At 69.1% G+C, this 18,260-nt stretch carries 19 protein-coding genes; 12 read left to right on the top strand and 7 right to left on the bottom strand.

Annotated elements, in window-relative coordinates; genetic code table 11:
• Positions 1 to 99: 99 nt before the first annotated feature.
• The 4 genes from F4X11_08835 to F4X11_08820 are packed head-to-tail and all read left to right on the top strand — an operon-like array spanning position 100 to position 3,636.
• The gene (locus F4X11_08835) at positions 100 to 483 is read left to right on the top strand and encodes a hypothetical protein (GenBank protein MYN65119.1); all 384 of its coding nucleotides are present in this window, start codon (positions 100 to 102) and stop codon (positions 481 to 483) included.
• 32 nt (positions 484 to 515) lie between these two features.
• Positions 516 to 722: a type II toxin-antitoxin system HicA family toxin gene (locus tag F4X11_08830; GenBank protein ID MYN65118.1), complete on the top strand. Its 207-nt coding sequence runs from the start codon at positions 516 to 518 to the stop codon at positions 720 to 722.
• Positions 723 to 736: 14 nt separating this feature from the next.
• Entirely contained in the window at positions 737 to 1,999 is a 1,263-nt protein-coding gene (locus F4X11_08825) for a beta-lactamase family protein (protein ID MYN65117.1), read from the top strand.
• A gap of 44 nt (positions 2,000 to 2,043) precedes the next feature.
• A complete protein-coding gene (locus F4X11_08820; protein MYN65116.1) occupies positions 2,044 to 3,636 on the top strand; it encodes an ATP-binding protein in 1,593 nt (530 codons plus the stop codon).
• Here F4X11_08820 and F4X11_08815 read toward each other — a convergent pair.
• The 3 genes from F4X11_08815 to F4X11_08805 all read right to left on the bottom strand — a co-directional run bounded on the left by F4X11_08815 (position 3,617) and on the right by F4X11_08805 (position 5,938).
• Positions 3,617 to 4,900 carry an acetamidase/formamidase family protein gene (locus tag F4X11_08815; protein MYN65115.1) on the bottom strand — a complete coding sequence of 428 codons (1,284 nt, stop codon included), beginning with the start codon at positions 4,898 to 4,900 and terminating at the stop codon, positions 3,617 to 3,619. The genes F4X11_08820 and F4X11_08815 overlap by 20 nt on opposite strands.
• Positions 4,901 to 5,093: 193 nt before the next feature.
• Positions 5,094 to 5,537: a cytochrome c gene (locus tag F4X11_08810; GenBank protein MYN65114.1), complete on the bottom strand. Its 444-nt coding sequence runs from the start codon at positions 5,535 to 5,537 to the stop codon at positions 5,094 to 5,096.
• Positions 5,538 to 5,626: 89 nt separating this feature from the next.
• Complete coding sequence (locus F4X11_08805; protein MYN65113.1) at positions 5,627 to 5,938, bottom strand: DUF4339 domain-containing protein; 312 nt, start codon at positions 5,936 to 5,938, stop codon at positions 5,627 to 5,629.
• 107 nt (positions 5,939 to 6,045) lie between these two features.
• Here F4X11_08805 and F4X11_08800 point away from each other — a divergent pair, with 107 nt between their 5' ends.
• Complete coding sequence (locus F4X11_08800; protein MYN65112.1) at positions 6,046 to 6,921, top strand: hypothetical protein; 876 nt, start codon at positions 6,046 to 6,048, stop codon at positions 6,919 to 6,921.
• Here the strand turns inward: F4X11_08800 and F4X11_08795 are convergent.
• Complete coding sequence (locus F4X11_08795; GenBank protein MYN65111.1) at positions 6,881 to 7,303, bottom strand: vitamin K epoxide reductase family protein; 423 nt, start codon at positions 7,301 to 7,303, stop codon at positions 6,881 to 6,883. The two genes, F4X11_08800 and F4X11_08795, sit on opposite strands and share 41 nt — an antisense overlap.
• Complete coding sequence (locus tag F4X11_08790; GenBank protein ID MYN65110.1) at positions 7,300 to 8,316, bottom strand: 2'-5' RNA ligase family protein; 1,017 nt, start codon at positions 8,314 to 8,316, stop codon at positions 7,300 to 7,302. Before F4X11_08790 ends, F4X11_08795 begins: the two co-directional genes overlap by 4 nt.
• On the opposite strand from F4X11_08790, the gene F4X11_08785 reads away from it, so the two are divergent.
• Positions 8,255 to 9,526, top strand: coding sequence for an aminotransferase class I/II-fold pyridoxal phosphate-dependent enzyme (locus F4X11_08785; protein ID MYN65109.1), 1,272 nt, complete (start codon positions 8,255 to 8,257; stop codon positions 9,524 to 9,526). The genes F4X11_08790 and F4X11_08785 overlap by 62 nt on opposite strands.
• A 23-nt stretch (positions 9,527 to 9,549) precedes the next feature.
• Here the strand turns inward: F4X11_08785 and F4X11_08780 are convergent, their stop codons facing one another.
• Positions 9,550 to 10,596, bottom strand: a complete 1,047-nt coding sequence (locus F4X11_08780; GenBank protein ID MYN65108.1) for a S9 family peptidase — start codon at positions 10,594 to 10,596, stop codon at positions 9,550 to 9,552.
• 47 nt (positions 10,597 to 10,643) lie between these two features.
• Positions 10,644 to 11,693 carry a histidinol-phosphate transaminase gene (gene hisC, locus F4X11_08775; protein MYN65107.1) on the bottom strand — a complete coding sequence of 350 codons (1,050 nt, stop codon included), beginning with the start codon at positions 11,691 to 11,693 and terminating at the stop codon, positions 10,644 to 10,646.
• 120 nt (positions 11,694 to 11,813) lie between these two features.
• Between hisC and F4X11_08770 the strand changes: the two genes are divergently transcribed.
• The 6 genes from F4X11_08770 (at position 11,814) to F4X11_08745 (ending at position 17,716) form a co-directional block, all read left to right on the top strand.
• A complete protein-coding gene (locus tag F4X11_08770) occupies positions 11,814 to 12,695 on the top strand; it encodes a hypothetical protein (GenBank protein MYN65106.1) in 882 nt (293 codons plus the stop codon).
• Positions 12,696 to 12,847: 152 nt separating this feature from the next.
• The gene (locus F4X11_08765) at positions 12,848 to 13,744 is read left to right on the top strand and encodes a hypothetical protein (protein ID MYN65105.1); all 897 of its coding nucleotides are present in this window, start codon (positions 12,848 to 12,850) and stop codon (positions 13,742 to 13,744) included.
• A 79-nt stretch (positions 13,745 to 13,823) separates the two neighbouring features.
• On the top strand, positions 13,824 to 15,365 hold the full coding sequence (locus F4X11_08760; GenBank protein ID MYN65104.1) for a PepSY domain-containing protein: 1,542 nt from the start codon (positions 13,824 to 13,826) through the stop codon (positions 15,363 to 15,365).
• Between the two features lie 136 nt (positions 15,366 to 15,501).
• Positions 15,502 to 15,771 carry a DUF3649 domain-containing protein gene (locus F4X11_08755; protein MYN65103.1) on the top strand — a complete coding sequence of 90 codons (270 nt, stop codon included), beginning with the start codon at positions 15,502 to 15,504 and terminating at the stop codon, positions 15,769 to 15,771.
• On the top strand, positions 15,768 to 17,384 hold the full coding sequence (locus F4X11_08750; GenBank protein MYN65102.1) for a PepSY domain-containing protein: 1,617 nt from the start codon (positions 15,768 to 15,770) through the stop codon (positions 17,382 to 17,384). Before F4X11_08755 ends, F4X11_08750 begins: the two co-directional genes overlap by 4 nt.
• Positions 17,381 to 17,716, top strand: a complete 336-nt coding sequence (locus F4X11_08745; GenBank protein MYN65101.1) for a DUF3325 domain-containing protein — start codon at positions 17,381 to 17,383, stop codon at positions 17,714 to 17,716. The genes F4X11_08750 and F4X11_08745 overlap by 4 nt, the downstream gene beginning before the upstream one ends.
• The last annotated feature ends 544 nt before the right edge of the window (positions 17,717 to 18,260 follow it).

Below are 18,260 nucleotides of genomic sequence, written 5' to 3'. Positions count from 1 at the left end.
GGCGTGTTCAGCCTGTCTGGACAGGAACAAGGACCTGGGTTAGCCTGCGGACGAGGGGCCGGCGTGCCGTCGGCTACTGAGAGAAGGGAGTAGTGGCAGTTGCCGTTGGTTGAAATCAATCTTCGCATCGGAACCCGCCAGGAGGACAGCAACCTCTGGGTCGGATGGTGTCCGAGCATTGACGTTGCGTCGGTCGGCGAAACACAGGCGCAAGCGCGCGAAGCTGTAAAGGAAGCGATCGGCTTGTGGCTTGACACTTGCGGCGAGCTGGGGACGTTGGATGAAGCACTGCAGGAGGTGGGGTTCATCGTGGCTGCGCAAGACGAGGTTTCGAGTGCGAATCGCAAGCTGGATTTCGTGAAGATCGGGGCATGTTCTTACGTGAAGTCTGCCGACTACTTGGCTGATGAAGGGGATAGTGGCGATATCTCCAGTAATTTCTCTGATTTTGCATATCAGCATCTCCTCGAAGCGCCAGCATGAAGAAGCGGTACACGCACAAAGACCTTGCCAGAATGTGTGAACAAGAAGGATGGGTTCTCAAGCGGCAACAAGGCAGCCACATGATCTATACGAAAGCCGGATCGCCACGGCCGATTGTGATACCGGTATATGATGATCTCCCGCCGTTTATAATTGCGAATATCAGACGCCAGCTTGGCAAGGACGCTCCGGTTCCGCCGCTACGACGGGCTCAGGTCAGGTCACGGCGCAGGAGGTGAGGACCATCTCGGCAATGGCGCCGGCTAAGCGTCGTGCCCACAGTGGCCGCCTGAGTCGCGCGTGCCGAGGTGGAAGATTCGGGTCCGCGAGGGAGTACGCCATGAAGCCATCGACTTGCCGTCTCGCAGCCGTCGTAGGGATTGCCTGGTCCTTGTCGGTCGGGTCATCCGGAGCGCCGGCGCAGCAGGCCACGACGCTCTCCTACGGCCCGGCGTCCTCGGTGGGCATGGACGCGGCGCTGCTCGACGAGGCCGTACAGCTCTACCGGGCCGCCGTCGAACGGGGCGAACTGAAGGGCGCGGTCCTGATGGTCGCGCGACGGGGCGTCATCGTCCTGCACGAGGCGGTAGGCTGGCGGCACGAGGCGTACCAGCTTCCGATGGAGAACGACACGCTCTTCCGGATGGCCTCGAACACGAAGCCGGTTATCGGCACGGCGGTCCTGATTCTGCAGGAGGAGGGCCGGCTGTCGCTCGACGACCGCGCGGCGCGGTACCTGGAATCGTTCGACAATTCTCGCTCGCGCGACATCACGATCCGGCAGTTGCTGAGCCATTCCTCCGGGCTGCGGATCGGTCCGATCTTCTACCCGTTCGAGGGTGACGAGAACCCGACCCTGATCGGCGCGGTTGCCAAGTTCGGGGCCGAAGGGCCGGCGGTGGAGCCGGGCACCTCCTACAGCTACAACAACGCCGGCTACAACACCGTGGGCGCCATCATCGAGGTTGCCTCCGGGATGCCGCTCGAAGACTTCCTGCGCGCACGCATCTACGAGCCGCTCGGCATGACGGACACGCTGAATCACGAGGACCAGACCAAGCTCAGCCGAATGGCCACCGTCTATCGCGGGCGGCCCCGGGACGGCGGGCGTGTCGTCTTCCGGCAGGGCTTCACGCCGGGCGATCCGCCGGACTTCCCGATCGTCCGCGCCTCGGGCGGGATGATCTCGACCGGGCCCGACTATGCCCGCTTCCTGCAGATGTACCTGAACCGCGGGCGCTACGCCGACGCCCAGATCCTCTCTGAGGACTCCGTAGCGGCCGGCACGCGTGGCGAGATCGTCAGCGGGACGAACACCCGGTACGGGCTCGGCTGGCAGATCACCAGTGACGGCACGTACTCGCACGCCGGCTCCGACGGGACGATGGGCTGGGTCGACCCGGAGCGCGAGATCATCGGCATGGCGTTCACGCAGAGCCCCGGGGGGATCAACCCGCGCCGCGAGTTTCAGAATCTCGTCAACCGCGCAGCCGATCGCGGCGCGGCCGATCAGTAGCCGGCCCGCCCGGGCGGCCGCAGTCGAGGTGTCATACTCGGAACGTGCGGAAGTTCAACACGGAAGGGCCCGTCGTCGCGCGGGATCACTACTGCATCCCACCGCTGGAACGATTGAACCTGCCGTCGATCCTGGAGTTGATCGGGGACAAGCGCTACTTCGTGCTGCATGCGCCCCGCCAGACCGGCAAGACGTCCACCCTGCTCGCCCTGCGCGACCTGCTGAACAGCGGCGGTGTCGGGGAGTTCCGTTGCGTCTACGTGAATGTCGAGGCCGCCCAGGCCGTGCGCGAAGACGTGCGGCGCGCCATGCAGGTGATCCTCGGCGAGTTGGCGTCCCGGGCCCGGTCCGCGGGCGACGAGTTCCTGTACGACGCCTGGCCCGACATACTGGAGACTTTCGGCGACGGCGCGCTCGCAGAAGCCCTGACCCGTTGGTGCGAGAACACCGCAGCGCCGGTCGTGCTGCTGATCGACGAGATCGACACCCTGATCGGCGACACGCTGATCGCCGTGCTGCGACAGTTGCGGGCGCGCTACGATCGGCGTCCCGAGAGCTTCCCGCAGAGCGTGGTGTTGTGCGGCGTGCGCGACGTGCGCGACTACCGGATTCAATCGAGCGCCGAAAACGCGGCGGTCGCCGGCGGCAGCGCGTTCAACGTCAGGGCCGAATCGCTGCGCCTCGGCGACTTCACCGAGGCCGAGGTGCGCGCCCTGCTGGACCAGCACACCCGCGAGACAAGCCAGCCATTCACGCCGGAGGCCCTGGAGACGGTCTGGAGACAGACCCGGGGGCAGCCGTGGCTGGTGAACGCGCTTTGCCGTCGTGTCTGCTTCGACGAGGCGGCGGGCCGCGACCGTTCCCGAGCCATCACCGCCCCGGATGTCCTCGACGCCCAGGAGCACCTGATTCTCAGTCGGCAAGTGCATCTCGACCAGCTCGCCGACAAGCTGCAGGAGGATCGCGTGCGGCGCGTGGTCGAACCGTTGCTGAGCGGCGGTAACGAATGGACGTTCTCAAACCGTGATCTCGAGTACGTCCGTGACCTCGGCTTGATCGCAGGGGACGCTCCTCCGCGCATCGCTAATCCCATCTACGCGGAGATCGTGCCGCGCGAGCTCACGTGGGCCGCCCAGTCGCGACTGATTGAGGACATTGCCTGGTACGTCGACGACGATGGCGGTCTCGATGTCGACAGGCTGCTCGGCGCCTTCCAGGCGTTCTTCCGCGAGCACTCGGAGCACTGGCTGGGCCGTTTCGACTACGCGGAGGCGGGCCCGCAGCTCATCCTGCAGGCGTTCCTGCAGCGCGTGGTGAACGGCGGGGGGCGCATCGAGCGGGAGTACGGCCTGGGCCGCGGGCGTACCGACCTGCTCATCGTCTGGCCCCGCGGCGGCGCGACGGCGCCGGACGCCGCGACCGACAGATTCGTCATCGAGTGCAAGGTGGCGCACAAGGGCCTCGAGCGGACGATTGCGGAAGGTATGGAGCAGACGTCGGCCTACATGGACCGCTGCGCGGCGCGGACCGGTCATCTGGTCGTGTTCGACCGCCGGGCGGACAGGTCGTGGGACGAGAAGATCTTCCGCCGGGACGCGGACCGAGCCGGCCGGCCAATCACCGTCTGGGGGACGTGAAGATGTCCAGCGGCAGCAGCGCCGTCACGCCCACGTTGGGCGCGTCGACGAGCTGACTGATGCGCAGGTCCACGGCCACGCTGGCGACGACGTAGGCCTGCTCCCGCGTCAGGCCGTAGGTTTCGGTGACGTAGTCGATCATCTCCAGCAGGGCGTTGCGGGCGGCCAGGGAGACGTCTTTCGACAGGTTGCGCAGCGCCCCGATGCGCTCGGAAGCACCGAGGTAGCGCATGTCGGGAGGCACTTCGCCCGCCGCCTTCAGCGGGAACCCGGTGGTCGCGTAGAAGCGGCGTGACGGGATGTCGAGCACGCGGACCGGCCCTTCGAAGTGCGGTCCGCGGCGCAGCTCCGGGCCCTCCTTGATGAGCCGGGTGGTCAGCGTGAAGTCGGCGTCCATCTCGATGGCGGTGCCGGAGACCTCGCCGTCGCCCTGCGCGAAGTGCGGGTCGCCGATGGCGAGGCCGCAGCCCGCGACGTAGCAGGGAAGATACAGCGTGACCCCGACCTGCAGGTAGCGGATATCGAGGTTTCCGCCGTGCTCGCGCGGCGGGAGGGTGCGCAGGCACTCGTCCGGGTGGGAGCCGTCCGGACCGCAGACGGCCGCGGGCGAGGCGTGCGTCGGATACGGCGGGAAGCCGGCGCCGCCGACCGCGCGCAGTTCCGCCTCGCGTGAAAGCATCGCGGCGAGCTCGTCGGGGCCCGGGAGCACCGTGACGATGCCGGGGAAGCTGGCGTTGGGAATGCGCACGCCGGGCAGGTCGTCGCTGACGGCCTCGATCCGGTTCAGGCGCCACTCGGCCCGGAACGACCCGGTGACGTGATCGGAGACGAATCCGATGGGGCTGACCGACGTGTAGCCGAACCGGCCCGGCGCGATGTCGAGCAGCGTCACGGCCAGCACGTCGCCCGGTTCGGCGCCCTCGATGTGGACCGGCCCGGTCAGCGGGTGCACCGTACCGATCTGGGAGTCGCCGGCGCGTGGGTCTTCGTAGGTGCTGGCGGGGTCCAGGTCGAAGTCGCTGGCGTTGCGCGCGCGGAACACGATGGTCTGGCCGGGCCGCGCCCGCGCCGCCATCGGGATGGCCGGGTGCAGGCGGTTCATGCACTGCGGATCCTCGCCGCAATGGCGGCCCTCGCCGCCGACCACCACGATGTCGTCCTGCGCCGGCGCGGCGGTCGGTCCGAACAGCAGCACGGCGGCGCACAGGGAGCCCGTGGCGACGCAGCGAAGCCCCGGAACGATACGTCTGGCATGTCTCAACATGCCGGGATTGTGGCACATGCGCGGCCCATGCGCATGTCCACCGCGAGTAGACCGTTGGTGAGGCGAAGGGCAGTACGGGTGCGACGGCGAGCAGCCGACGGCAAGGCCGGCCGCTCGTCCGTCGCCCGAGACCGCGGGCGTGTGACGGAAAGCCGAATTCGGCCACACGCGGACGGGAGGGTCGCCGGGAAGGCTACTGCGCCTCTTGGATGATGATCGACTCGAGGACGTCCTGGTCGGTCGGCAGCTCCATGTCGCCGGCGGGGAAGTCGTTGCGCGAGAGCATGTACGCGACGATGTCCACGTAGGCGCGCGGGCTCAGGCTCGCCGGCGCGCCCTGCGGCATGGTCGTGCGGATGGCGACCAGCATGTCGCCGACCGACAGCTCGCTCCAGCGGAAGTGGAACGGCGCGCCGATGAGCGAGGGCGCGATGCCGTCCCCGAGCAGGTCCTCGAGATGGCACTGGGCGCACTCTCGATCGTAGGCCGCCTGGCCCCGCTCCGCCTGCTCGGCGGTGAAGACGCCGTCCAAGGTCGATTGGGCGTCCTGTGCCGCCACGTCGGCGGAGAACAGGGCTGCCGTCACCAGCAGCGCCGCGGCGGCGGCGCCGATCATGCCGTTGCGTCGTGCGATCATTGATTTCCTCTTCAGTTCAACGTGTCGAATGTAGCTCAACGTATCGGACCGCGTATCCGAAGACAGCCACTGACTATATCACCACCGGCTCACTGCCCGTCGACGAGGCTCCCGATGCCCAGGTTGTCGAGCACGGATTCCTCGCCCCGCCGCCGCCCGCCGGTCCGGTGCGATCTCGTGTGCGGTCCGGGCGGCGCCGGGATGGGACCGGAGCCGTCGCCGGCCAGCAGGGGCCGGAAGGCGCCCACTTCCTTGAGGCGCAACCACTCGGTCATGCCGGCGGTGAAGACGTAGGTGTCGCCGTCGGCGCCGCCGTTGCGCATCATTGCCTCGATCTCGGATTGCGGCACGGGGCCGATCTGGTGGCCGCGGCGCGTCATGTACCACTGCTGCTCCGACATGGCTTCCCTCCGTTCCTGACGACCGTCTACAGATCAGGATACTCCGAAACGCAAACGCGGCGCGAGCCTTCGTCGAGGCGGTCGATGCCGTGTGCTATGGTCGGCCCGTGGCCGCCTCCGTTCGAGCGCCGGCGCCCGCCGACGACGGCGCGGCGTGCCGGGAGTTCCTCGACGCCCTCTCGGCGTTCGCGCGGCTGCACGCAGTCAAGATGTACCGAGTGTCGGTGCCCCTGCCCGAGGCGGTGCCGGTTCTGCCCTGCCTGGACCACGAGGCGAAGCTGCACGAAGGTATCCCGCCCCACGCCGCGGCCTACATCGAGGATATCGACGGCGGGGGGTTGCACGAGGTGGTCTGCGTACCCTCGCGGCGCCGGATCGAGGTCGACGTCGTCTCGACCGCGGGCGAGCACACCGAGGCCTCGCACGCGCGGCTGGTCGAGCGGCTGCGCCGGCGGTTTCCAGGGCGCCGTATCGTCATCGACGGTCCGTCCTGGCTGCGCGGGGATCGGCGGGTGGTGCGCGCCTGCCGAGCGCGTGTCCCGTTGCGCGAAATCCTGACGGGGCGTGACTTTCCGGGCCTGTATCGTGCCGTGGACGAGTTGCGCGTCATCAGCTCCGTCATGGAGAAGCAGTCGCGCGTCGCGTCGTGGAGCGTGCGGACGGTCACCGGGCCGCTGCTGGCGCTCGGCGGATTCCTGTCCTACCAGGTGCTCGACCTGTTGACCGCCCGCATCGGTTCCACCGCCGTGCAGGGGCTGCAGTACCTCATCGTCGGCCTGCTGGGCGCCGTGTTTCTGTACCTGGGACTGAAGGCGGTCCACCTGACGGAGGTATCCGGGCGAATCTGGAAGCGCTCGGCGGAGTACCAGTCGATCCTGCGAGACCGCGAGCGGCTGGCGTCGGCGGAGCCGGCGCCGTTGCGGGAGCCGCTGGCGGGGGCGGTCACCCGGCGTGCGGAAGAAACAGCAGGAGTCCGCAGATGACGGCGTTGACGCCGTGCGAGACGAAGCAGAGGGGGCAGGGCACGCGCAGCACGAACAGCAACGCGTGGCTCAGGTACACGCCGAGGCCGACCGTCACGAGGCTGGCTCCCAGGTAGAGCCACCACCAATGCGGATCGGCGAGCCGTCCGAACGCGGCTCCCGCCAGCAGCGCCGCGTAGAATACCTGGCCGAGCAGGGAGTTCGGTGGACCGAACACGCGCGCGCTCGGCGTGAAGACGACCGAGGCGCAGGTCCGTTCCTGCAGTCTGCAGAAGGAGGGGATCCAGCGCACGTCCGGGGTCGTCCAGCGATACGCGACGGCCGTGAAGTAGCTCGAGATGGCCAGTCCGACGGCGGCGAGCAGGCCGATGGCGAGCGTCATGTTCCGGTCCGGCCGGCAAGTGTCCACGAGGCGAGCACGCGGCGGCAGGTACAGAAACGTCCGAGCCGGCAGATGGCGACCCGGTCCGCCTCGAACTCGAGTGCCGGCGCTCGGTCATCGAGCACGCCGGCCCCCAACGTGACGTGGGGTTCGAACGCGGCATAGGCGGCGGCGGTCCTGAATCGGGTCACCCATTCGATGTCCCGGGCGCGCGCCGGCTCGCCGGCCGCGAGGAAGGCCTCCGCGTCGCCGGCGGCCATGTCGAACGGCGCCAGGCGATCCATGAGGCGCGCGTGCAACGTCTCCAGGGGGCGCGTCGCGGCGAGGACGAGCGACGTCGTGGTTCCGCTCGACGCGAGACCCTCGGCGACGAGCGTCAGCGGCGGGGCCGTGGAGAGGACGGCGCCTACCTCGGCCGACACCGACGGCAGGTCGGTTGCGGGCACGAACTGCTGGACGAGCGACACGTGGGGCAGATGATCCGCGTCGAACCGGAAGCCTTCCGGAGGGCCGGGCAGCCGGGCGTTGAGCTGCGTCACCAGATCGTGCACCCCGGGCGGCAGCAGGAGCGCGACGTCGACAGCCAGGAGCGAGCCGGGCATCGTTGACAGCGTACAACGCCGAGCCGGCGAGGCGTTTCGGGGCGCTATCCGGCGGCGGGACGCCAGCGGGGCGCCGGCCGGTGCAACGGCTCCCAGCCGTCCGCGGCCAGCGCCGCCTGCAGCGCGGCGGTTCCGGCGGCGAGGGCCGCATCGTCCGCGAACGCGTGCAGTCGTCGCAGGCCGTCCGGATACGTCACCACCAGCCGATGGCCGCTGCGAGCACGGATGCGCCGCACCGTCAGCCGGCGGGGCTCCTGCATCCGGCGGTTGACGAAACGCACCATGTCTTCCGCTGTATCGGCCGCGGGCCGGCGGCTCGTGAGGGGGGGCGCGGGTAGAATGACCGGCGATGCAGGCCAGCGAATCGGTCATTCGGCGCATGACGCGACTCGCCCGGCAGCATGACGCCATCAATCTGGCCCAGGGATTCACGGACGAGCCCCCGCCCTTCCCGCTCGTCTGGGGTGCGATCACGGCGCTGCTCGGCGGCAGCGACGCCGGCATCCGACGGATCGAGCGAGCCGCAGCGGTCGATTCCACTGCCGACCGCCCGGCGACGCTGCTGCGGGATGCGCTCGAGTCCCTGCAGGGACGGCGCGACGAGCTGAACCAGTACTCCTATCCGTTCGGGTTGCCCGAGCTGCGGCAGGCGATCGCCGCCCATACGGCGCGTTGGAGCGGCTTCGAGCCCGACCCGGAAACCGAAGCGACGGTCGTGCTCGGCTCCACCGAGGGGCTCGCGGCGGTGCTCGCCGCGGTCGGCCGCCGCGGCGACGGCGTCGTGATCGTGGAGCCGTTTCACGAGATGTACCCCGCGCAGGCGGAGATCTTCGGGCTCGCGCCCCGCTTCGTCACCCTGCGCGAAGAAGAGAGCGGAACGGCATGGCGGCTCGACCCGGATGAGTTGCGGCGCGTTGCGGCCGGCGCCAGGCTGCTGATTCTGAACACGCCGCACAACCCGACCGGCAAGGTGTTCGAATCCGAGGACCTGGAGGCGATCGCCGACCTCGCGCGGTCGCGGGACCTCGTCGTGGTCGCGGACGAAATCTACGAGCACATCGTCTTCGACGGCGCGCGCCACCGGTCCATCGCCACGTGGCCCGGCATGCGCGAGCGGACCATCGTCGTCAACTCGATCTCCAAGACGGCCAATGCGACCGGCTGGCGGATCGGCTGGGTGCTGGCGCCGCCGCACCTGACGCCGGCGATTCGTGCGGTCCACGACACGCTGGTCGTACAGGCTCCGACGCCGCTGCAGAAGGCCGCGGTCGAGCTTCTCGCCATGCCCGCGGCGTTCTTCCGCGATCTCGGGCGGGGCTACGCGGACAAGCGCGCCGTCCTGGGCGGCGCGTTGCGCGAAGCGGGATTCCGCATGACGGAGCCGTGCGGCGCCTACTACTTTCTGGCGGACTACCGCGGGGTCGCGGATCTGGCGCAACTGGATCCCCTGCCGGCGGCCATGCACCTCATCGAACGCGTCGGGGTGGCGGCGGTGCCCGGCGACAACTTCTACGAACGCAGCCGCGACGGTGCTCGGTATCTGCGGTTCGCCTTCTGCCGCGGCCGGGAGACCCTCGAGGAGGCGGCGCTTCGGCTCCGGCGGCTGGCTCCCGGTCCGTGACGCCGAGTCGGGCCGCCGCGGCGTTATCGCGGGCGGGTCAGGTACGGCCGGAGATGCCAGTCGAAGAAGGTCCAGATCCGGTTCCACGAATCGCGCTGCTCGGGGCTGTCGACGCGCCGGTAGCCGCGATCCCGATCGACCCGCCGGTTGAACCGGTGGCCGCCGCCGAACCGGTCTATCGGCGGGTCGCGGTAGATGCGCGTCTCCGCCAGATCCGGCTTCAGGTACTCGAGCGCGTGGATGAGCTGCTGCGCTTCCTCGAAGTTGACGTCCCGGTCGTTGTCCGCGACGTGCACCAGCAGCGGCGTCTGCAGCTTGTCGACGTGGTAGAGGGGTGAGCGGTCGACGTAGACGCCGCGCCGCTCGTGCACCGGGCCGCCGATGCGTTCCTGGGCCACGAAGTGCCGGGCGTAGCGCGGGCCCTTGTAGGAGAGCCGGAACACGAGATTGGTCACCGGCACCATCGCCGCCGCCGCCTTGAACGTGGCCTGGTCGCGGAACACCGAGTGCAGCGTGATGAACCCGCCGTGGCTCCAGCCGATGATGCCGAGCCGCTCGAGGTCGACGTGCGGCAGGTGACGGCGCATGTAGTCGACCGCGGTCAGACAGTCGTCCACCTCGTAGCCGCCGTAGTCGATGGCGTGATGGTGCGCCCGGCCGTAGCCGGTGCTGCCCCGGTACTCGGGGGCCAGGATGACGTAGCCGCGGGACACCGCTTCCCGGATGAACGGGAAGTAGGTGGGGTCGAGGTCGCCGTGCACGCCGCCGTGAATCCAGATCAGTGCGGCGTGGGCCCGCGGTCCCCGCACCTGCAGCGGCTCGAAGAGGTAGAACGGAATGTCGAGGCGGTCGACCCGGCTCTCGTACGAGAGCTTCCGCATGCGCAGGACGCCGTCGCTGAGCCGGCGGAACGTCCGGTCGCGTTCGCGTTTGCGGTTGCGGTCGAGCTCGTAGCGGTCGACCGCGGACTGGGCGGCGGCGGGGGCTGCCGACCCGGCCGCGATCAGCAGGCACGCCGCGAGCACCAGGAAGCGCGCCGTCCTCGAGGCAAGGGATGTCGGGCTGGTCACGCCGTCATCATAACCGGGCCATCGCCGGATTGTGCCGCGGCGACCGGTCAGGGCGTCAGATCCGCGAGCGCCGACAGCAGCCTCGTGGTCTCCTGCTCGGTGCCGACGGTGATCCGCAGCTTGTCGGCCAGGCCCGGCTCGGCGAAGTAGCGCACCAGGACGCCGCGCTCCCGCAGTCCGTGGTATAGCCGGCGGGCATCGCCGTCGGCGGGCCGGGCCAACACGAAGTTGGCCTGGCTGGGCCAGATCCGGAACCCGCGGTCGGCCAGCGCGCGGCCGAGTCGGGCCCGGGTCCTGCGAATTCGTTCGACGGTCTCGCGCGTGTAGGCGACGTCGCGAACGGCCGCGGCGCCCACCGCGGCCGCGACCGCGTCGACGTTGTAGCTGTCCTTCACCTTGGCCAGCCCGGACAGCAGGTCGGGATGGGCGATGCCGAAGCCCAGCCGCAGCCCGGCGAGCCCGTGGCTCTTGGACAGCGTGCGCAGTACGATGACCCGGTCGTTGCCGCGGACCAGATCGAGCGCGGAGCCGTCGGCGAACGCCACGTACGCCTCGTCGACCGCTACCACGCCGGCCGCGCGGTCGGCCAGCCTCGCGAGCTGCTCGGTCGTGGCCGCGGTGCCGGACGGGCTGTTGGGGTTGGCGACGATGGTCAGCGCCGCGCCGGAATCCGCCAGCGCATCCACGGGGAGCGTGTAATCCTCGTCGAACGGCGCCTCCAGGACCGGCGCGCCCTGGATGGCCGCCAGGGTGCGATAGAGGACGTAGGTCGGCGCAGGGTATGCGACCGCCCGGCCGGCGCCGGTGACGGCGCGGAAGAGCATCGTCAACAGATCGTCGCTGCCGTTGCCCACCAGGATCCATTCCGGATCGACGCCCAGGACCTCGGCCGCGCTCCGCCGGAACGTGCCGGCGAGCGGTTGGGGGTAGCGGCGCAGGCTCTCTGCGTCGATGGCGGCGAGCGCGGCGAGCGCGCGCGGGCTGGGCGGGTACGGGTTCTCGTTCGTGTTCAGCTTGACGACGTCGACGCCGTCGGGCGGTTGCTCGCCCGGCGCGTAGGCGCGGAGGGAGTCGATGGCTGGGCGGAAGCGTGTCATGGACCTCGGATCGGAACGATACCAGTCGGCGTGCGCGTGCGGCCGGAAGCCGCGCAGTATACTGCGGAGATGCCTGTTGGAACAGCGCCTGGAGCGTCCACCGGAGACGGGAGGTCTCGCATGATTCGTTTCGCTGTCGTCGTCGCGGTGTCGGTTCTCCTGGTCGCTCCGTCCGTGGCGGGAGCCCAGTCCCTCGGGCAACTGTTCATCGAGGTGGTCGATGGGGCGGGGCAGTTCGTGCCCGGCATGACGCCGGCCGATTTCGTGGTGCGGGAGGACGGCCGCGAGGCGGGGATCGTGTCGGCCGAGCCGGTGGGGCCGATGAAGATCGCGTTCATGGTCGACAATGGCGACCGGATGGTCGAGATGAACGCGCTGAACGCCCTGCGGAACGGGATGCAGGGGTTCCTCGAGGCCGTGCCGCCGCCGCACGAGATCTCGCTGTTCACGATTGGCAGGAACATCCAGCGCCGGGTCGATTTCACCACCGACCGCGGCGAGCTCCAGCGATCGGCCGGAGAGATCTTTCTGGACCGGGGCGCAAGCGCCGTCGTGCTGGACGGCATTCGCGAGACCTGGGAGCGCCGCTTCGAGGACGACGAGCCGTTTCCGGTCTTCGTGATGGTGCTGACCGACGGCACCGAGGGGAGCGGCAACTACAACGAGAACGAGTACGTCGAGCTGGTCAACGAGTTGATCACCAACTCGATCACCGTCCACGTCGTGCTCCTGTCGTCGCGGGGCGGCAGCGTCATCAACCAGTACGCGCTCAACCTGACCGGGAACACCGGCGGCATATACGAGAACATCGCGGCGGCGACCGGCATCGAGCAGATGCTGGTGAGCATCGCGGACCGCATGAACGCCCACTACGAGAGCGTGTCGCGGCGCTACCGCGTGGTCTACGAGCGACCGAATCCGCCCGGCGCCCAGATCTCGGCTTCCATCACGCGGTCCGGTGCCCGCATCGCGGGGCTGTTCGCCGGGCTCCGCATGCAGTAGCAGCCGGAGGCGGACTCGCGGGCCGCACGTCCGGACGCCATGGCGGCGGTGCGTGCACGCCCGCGCGTTCCGTTGTCCGCGCGGCGGGTTCCTTTGTCCGCGGGGCGCGCGCGCCCCGCGGGACGCTTGCGGTAGCCAGGGGGAGCTGACCCATGTCGTTTCGTTTCGTCTTGTTCGTCGTGCTCGCCGGACTGGTGCCTTCGCTCGCGCCGGCCCAGACGCTGGGACAGGTGTTCGTCGAGGTTACCCGCCGGTCGACGGGGGAGCCGGTGCTGAACCTCGCTCCTGACGCCTTCGAGGTCTCCGAGGACGGTCGTTCGGCCGGGATCGTCTCGGCCAATCTCGACGCGGCGCCGATGAAGATAGCCGTGCTGATCGACAACGGCGACCGCCTCATGGAGACGAGCGCACTCAATCCGCTCCGCGCCGGACTCGACGGGTTTCTCGATACGCTGGCGCCGGGGCACGAGATTTCCCTGGTGACGATCGGCCGCAGCGTCCAGCAGCGGGTCGATTTCACGACGGATCGCGCGGAATTGAAGGACGGCGTCGGCCTTCTCTTCCCCGACCGCGGCGCGGGGGCGCGGTTGCTCGACGGCGTGCGGGAGACGTGGGACCGCCGCTTCGAGGAGGACGACGCGTTTCCGGTCATGGTGCTGGTGCTCACGGACGGCACGGAGACGAGTGGGAGCTACAACGACAACCGGTACGCCGATCTGCTGAATCCGCTGATCGCCAACGGGGTCACGATCCACGCGGTGATGCTGGCTACGCGCGGAGGGGTTCGGGCCCAGCAGCGGTTGCCCCAGTACGCCCTGAGCCTGGTGGAGAACACCGGCGGCAGCGTCGAGACCTTCGTGGCTCCGACCGGGTACGAGCGCGTGCTGCCGCAACTCGCGGAGCGCATGAACGAGCACTACGGCGAGGTGTCGAGGCGCTACCGGTTGGTCTTCGAACGCCCGGATCCGCCGGGGATGCGCCTTTCGGTCAGCGTGACGGGCAGCGACCTCGCATTCAGCCTGCACATGGACCGCAGGACGCAACGCTAGCGCCGCCAAACCCGGCGCAGGCTCCGTCGTTCTTTTACGCCAACACGCTGATGCCGGGCGCCCGCGGACGTACTCGGTCATGCCCCGGACGGGCTTCCAGGACCTGTGCCGCAGAACGGAGCGAAGCGAAGTGCTGCTGCGGCGCTGGTTGATCTGGACGCACCGCTACGTCGGGATTCCCCTCAGCCCGCTGTTCGTGCTCTGGTTCCTCTCCGGCGTCGTGATGATGTACACCGGCGGCATGCCGGAGCTGACGCCGACGGCGCGTATCGAGCACCGGGCGGCACTCGATCTCTCAAGGGTGCACCTGACGCCGGCGGCAGCCGCCGAGCGCGGCAGGGTCACGCAACCGCCGGCCCGGGCGAAGCTGTTGGCGGTGATGGGACGGCCGGCATACCGCTTCGACGGTGTCACCGTCTTTGCCGACACCGGCGAGCGACTCTCACCACTCGGACCGGACGAGGCCCGGGAGGTAGCTTCGCGGTTCACCGGCGCACCGGCGTCGGCGATAACGCACGACCGGCTCGTGGAGGAGCCGGATCAGTGGATGCTGATTGCACAACAGTTCCTGCCGGCACACAAGGTGCGGGTGTCGGACCGCGCCGGGACCGAGGTGTACGTCGAACAGCGGACGGCCGCGGTGGCGATGGTGACGACGCGCCGAAGCAGGGCGCTCGCCTGGATCGGTGCGATCCCGCACTGGTTCTATCTTCCGGCACTCAGGATCGACCGCCCGCTGTGGGAAGCGGTCATCGTCTGGACCTCGGCGATCGGCTGTCTGATCGCGATCACCGGGCTGCTGCTCGGGGTGACGCAGTTTCGGTGGAGGCGGGCACAGCGCGCACAACCGCGCATTCCGTACGGCGGCTGGCTCCGCTGGCACTACCTCACCGGCGTCGCCTTCGGACTCGCGACGTTGACATGGGTCTTCAGCGGCATGCTGTCGGTCCAGCCGTTCGCGTGGATGACGGCGGAGGGTCTCCATGTTTCATCGGCGGCAGTCGGTGGGGGACCGCTCGTGTTGGCCGACTTTCCACCGACGGACACCGCAGCGTGGGAGCAGGCGACCGCCGGGCGGGAGGTGAAGGAGGTCACGTTGTTGCGGATCGACGGCGAGGCGCACTACGAAGTGCGCATGAGCCGCAACCGGGTAGCCTCCGTTGACCCGAGCGGGCATGATCGGTTGGTTGTCGCTGCGAACACGCTGCAGCCGCGGCGCGGGCCGTTCGACACGCAGACGCTGGTGGAGCGCCTGCGTGCGGCGCTGCCCGCCATCCCGTTGGCCGGGGCGACGCAGCTCGAGTCGTACGACAGCTACTACTACGGCCGCGGCGTCGACCGCCCCCCGCTGCCGGTGATTCGCATCCGGTTCGCCGACCCGATGCGGACCTGGATCTACGTGGACCCGGCGGTGAACCGGATCGTGGGGACCGTTCACCGCTACAGCCGTCTGGAGCGCTGGCTGTTCAACGGCTTGCACAGCCTGGACTTCGCCTTCTGGTATCAACGACGGCCGCTATGGGACATCGGTCTGATCGCTCTCATGTTCGGCGGGCTGGCGTCCAGCGGTATCGGCCTGTGGCTCGGCATCAAGCGGGTCCGCCGTGCGCTCGGCCGCTGATGGACCGACAGCAACGGTGAGAGGTCCATGCGGCCAACAGCGTTCCCCGCCGCTTCAGGGAGTCTTCAGAAACTCTTCAGATTGAGGGCGCTTCTCATTCAATAGACTCGCCGGCGTGGTGAGACGCTCCACGAGCATGAGCCGCCACGTCCTCTCGCGGGTGCTGGCCGCGGTCGTCGGCGGCTACGCCGCGGCCAACGCCGTCGCGCTCGGCCTCGCGCAGATCCTGCCGATGTCACGCGGCGACGCGGTGATGACCGGCATCCTGCTGACCTATCTCGTCTACGCAGCAGCCGTCGTTTGGGTCTTCGCGGCGCGCTCGGCGCGGCGGGCGTGGCTCGGCATCCTGCTGACCAGCGCGGCGTTCGGGAGTCTGGCCCTGCTCGGGAGGTCGGGCGTGTCATGAACGGCGGATTGCGCCAGTCGATGGCGTGGCTGCACACGTGGACCGGGCTTCCGGTGGGATGGGTCCTCTTCTTCGTGTTCCTCACTGGCACGCTGGGCTATTTCGACAGCGAGATAGACCGGTGGATGCGGCCGGAGACGCCGCTCGCGCTGCCGGCCCCTTCGCAGATGGACGGTTTGGCCATGGGGCTGGCACGACTCGAGCGGGTGGCGCCGCGGGCGTCGCGATGGACGATCTTCCCGCCGAGCGGGCACGACGTGCCCAACGTCACCATCTCCTGGAGCGGCCCCGGGGGCGCCTCGGGCCGCCGGAGCGAGGCGCTCGATCCCCGCACCGGGGCACCGTTCGAGGCGCGAGCGACCGCGGGCGGCCAGACGCTCTATCAGCTTCACTACACGCTGCACTACCTGCCGCGTTCCGCGGCGCGGTGGCTCGTCGGCATCTGCTCGATGCTGATGCTGGTGGCCATTCTCTCCGGCGTCATCACGCACAAGAAGTTCTTTGCGGACTTCTTTACGTTTCGTCCCGGGCAGGGGCAGCGCTCGTGGCTCGACGTCCACAACGTGCTCAGCGTGACCGCCCTGCCGTTTCATCTCGTGCTTACGTACAGCGGCCTGGTCTTCTTCGTCTTCACCTACATGTCCCCGGTGCTGGATACGACCTACGGGCGCGACCAGCGCGACCGGTTCTTCGACGAGGCCTTCCGCAACCCGCCGATTCCGGAGCCGGCGCACGTGGCGGCCCCGCGGGCCCCGCTGGCCTCCATGTACGAGACGGCGGAGCGCCACTGGGGCGAAACGCCGCTGCGGGTGGTGTCCGTCTACAACCCGGGCGACCGCAACGCGCGGGTCGTTTTCACGCGCAACCACGTCGATGCGGTCAGCAACGGCGGGCGCATGGTCTTCGACGGCGCCACCGGCGGGTTGCTCGAGCGCTTCGACCGGCGCACCGGACCGATGGCGGTGAACGACGCGCTGCTCGCCCTGCACGAGGGACTCTTCGCGGGACCCGTGCTGCGCTGGCTCTATTTTCTTTCAGGGTTGCTGGGCACGGCGATGATCGGCACGGGGCTGGTGCTGTGGACGGCGAAGCGGAAGGCCAGAGCGGCGGCCGCGGGTCCGTTGCCCCCCGCCATCCGGGTGGTGGAGCGTCTCAACGTCGGTACGATCGTGGGATTGCCGATCGGCATTGCGGCGTACTTCTGGGCGAACCGGCTGCTGCCGGTCGGGATGGCGGACCGGGCGGCGTGGGAGATCCACGTCCTGTTCATCGTGTGGCTGGCGATGCTGGCCTTGCCCTGGCTGCGGCCGGCCCGTCACGCCTGGACCGATCAGCTCGGGCTGGCCGCAGTCGCCTATGGTGCACTGCCTGCCTTGAACGCGGCTACGACAGACCGGCACCTGGCGGCCTCGATACCCGCCGGCGCGTGGGAGGTGGCCGGCTTCGATCTCGTCGCGCTCGCGGCCGGACTCGGCTTCGCGGCGGCCGCGGTGTACCTGCACCGTCATGCGCCCGCGACGGCGGCCGGGGTGGCGGCGAACGACCGCCCACGGCGCGACGCGCCCGCGGTCGTTGCGGCGGGGGCCCCGTATCCGGAGGACGCCGCGGGATGACGCTGGCCGCGTTCGCGCTGAGCTACGCCGGGTTGGCGACCCTGGGCCTGAGCCAGACCCGCCACCACCGCCGGGTGTACGGCCGCGAGCCGAGCAGCCGGCGCCGGCGAGCGGACCGGTCGGCCGGCTGGATACTGCTGGCCGCGAGTGCGGCGGCGACGGCCCGCGCGTGGGGACCGGCGATGGCGGCCGTGGCGTTCCCGGGCGTGGTGACGGTTACCGCGGTTGCGGCGGCGTTGCTCCTCACCTACTCCCCGCAGGCGGTTGCCCCCATCCGAGTTGCCGCCGCGGTCGGTGCCGTTGCCAGCCTCTGGGTGGGATTCTTCGGATAGTTGGGTTCGTTTTTCGCAAGCTCGAAGTCGCGACGACTCGGTTCCGCGTTCGGTTTCGAACGCTTGTTCCTTTCAGGCGCTTATCGGGGTCGGGTTGGTATCGAGTTCCGGATACCCGGCACTTCGTCTTCGGCCCTCGTCGGAAAGAGGTACGGCGGTCGTTGCAGTTCGCGGTGCGCTTGCAACCGACACTCTGACGCGTGCGTTACCGTTCGCGCGCTTGTGTATCCGCAGGCCGCATGCCTTGCGTGCGGGTCTTGCGACTGATCCGGGCGTGAGCAAAAAAAGAAGGTGGCTCTGCGCCCCCAAAGCGTCGCAGAGCCACCCGTTGTGTGTCCCCCGTCAGCTTGTCATCACCAACCGGGGACTGCTACCTCCGATGGCAGCCTTACAAGCCCGATTTCTCGGGGAGACGCCGGCATTATGGCTCCGAGTGCGACCCAGGTCAAGACCCGGGGCGTTCATTACTTCCCGGTAGTTCGCTTTTCAGGAAATCTTAAGGCGCACGCCGCGCGATCCGGTTGCGGCAACGTATCGATAGGCG

The sequence above is a fragment of the Acidobacteriota bacterium genome (genome assembly GCA_009861545.1).
In the GTDB taxonomy this organism is placed as follows: domain Bacteria; phylum Acidobacteriota; class Vicinamibacteria; order Vicinamibacterales; family UBA8438; genus WTFV01.
Note: the sequence above shows the minus strand (reverse complement) of the source record. Positions and strands in the feature narration are given on the sequence as shown.

What these genes read in the sequence shown, in the direction of transcription:
- F4X11_08830 (MYN65118.1), top strand. Translation starts at nt 516, where the DNA reads ATGTGTGAACAAGAAGGATGGGTTCTCAAGCGGCAACAAGGCAGCCAC.
- F4X11_08825 (MYN65117.1), top strand. Translation starts at nt 737, where the DNA reads ATGGCGCCGGCTAAGCGTCGTGCCCACAGTGGCCGCCTGAGTCGCGCG.
- F4X11_08815 (MYN65115.1), bottom strand. Translation starts at nt 4,900, where the DNA reads ATGTTGAGACATGCCAGACGTATCGTTCCGGGGCTTCGCTGCGTCGCC.
- F4X11_08810 (MYN65114.1), bottom strand. Translation starts at nt 5,537, where the DNA reads ATGATCGCACGACGCAACGGCATGATCGGCGCCGCCGCCGCGGCGCTG.
- F4X11_08805 (MYN65113.1), bottom strand. Translation starts at nt 5,938, where the DNA reads ATGTCGGAGCAGCAGTGGTACATGACGCGCCGCGGCCACCAGATCGGC.
- F4X11_08795 (MYN65111.1), bottom strand. Translation starts at nt 7,303, where the DNA reads ATGACGCTCGCCATCGGCCTGCTCGCCGCCGTCGGACTGGCCATCTCG.
- F4X11_08785 (MYN65109.1), top strand. Translation starts at nt 8,255, where the DNA reads ATGCAGGCCAGCGAATCGGTCATTCGGCGCATGACGCGACTCGCCCGG.
- F4X11_08790 (MYN65110.1), bottom strand. Translation starts at nt 8,316, where the DNA reads ATGGCGTCATGCTGCCGGGCGAGTCGCGTCATGCGCCGAATGACCGAT.
- hisC (MYN65107.1), bottom strand. Translation starts at nt 11,693, where the DNA reads ATGACACGCTTCCGCCCAGCCATCGACTCCCTCCGCGCCTACGCGCCG.
- F4X11_08770 (MYN65106.1), top strand. Translation starts at nt 11,814, where the DNA reads ATGATTCGTTTCGCTGTCGTCGTCGCGGTGTCGGTTCTCCTGGTCGCT.
- F4X11_08765 (MYN65105.1), top strand. Translation starts at nt 12,848, where the DNA reads ATGTCGTTTCGTTTCGTCTTGTTCGTCGTGCTCGCCGGACTGGTGCCT.
- F4X11_08760 (MYN65104.1), top strand. Translation starts at nt 13,824, where the DNA reads ATGCCCCGGACGGGCTTCCAGGACCTGTGCCGCAGAACGGAGCGAAGC.
- F4X11_08755 (MYN65103.1), top strand. Translation starts at nt 15,502, where the DNA reads ATGAGCCGCCACGTCCTCTCGCGGGTGCTGGCCGCGGTCGTCGGCGGC.
- F4X11_08750 (MYN65102.1), top strand. Translation starts at nt 15,768, where the DNA reads ATGAACGGCGGATTGCGCCAGTCGATGGCGTGGCTGCACACGTGGACC.
- F4X11_08745 (MYN65101.1), top strand. Translation starts at nt 17,381, where the DNA reads ATGACGCTGGCCGCGTTCGCGCTGAGCTACGCCGGGTTGGCGACCCTG.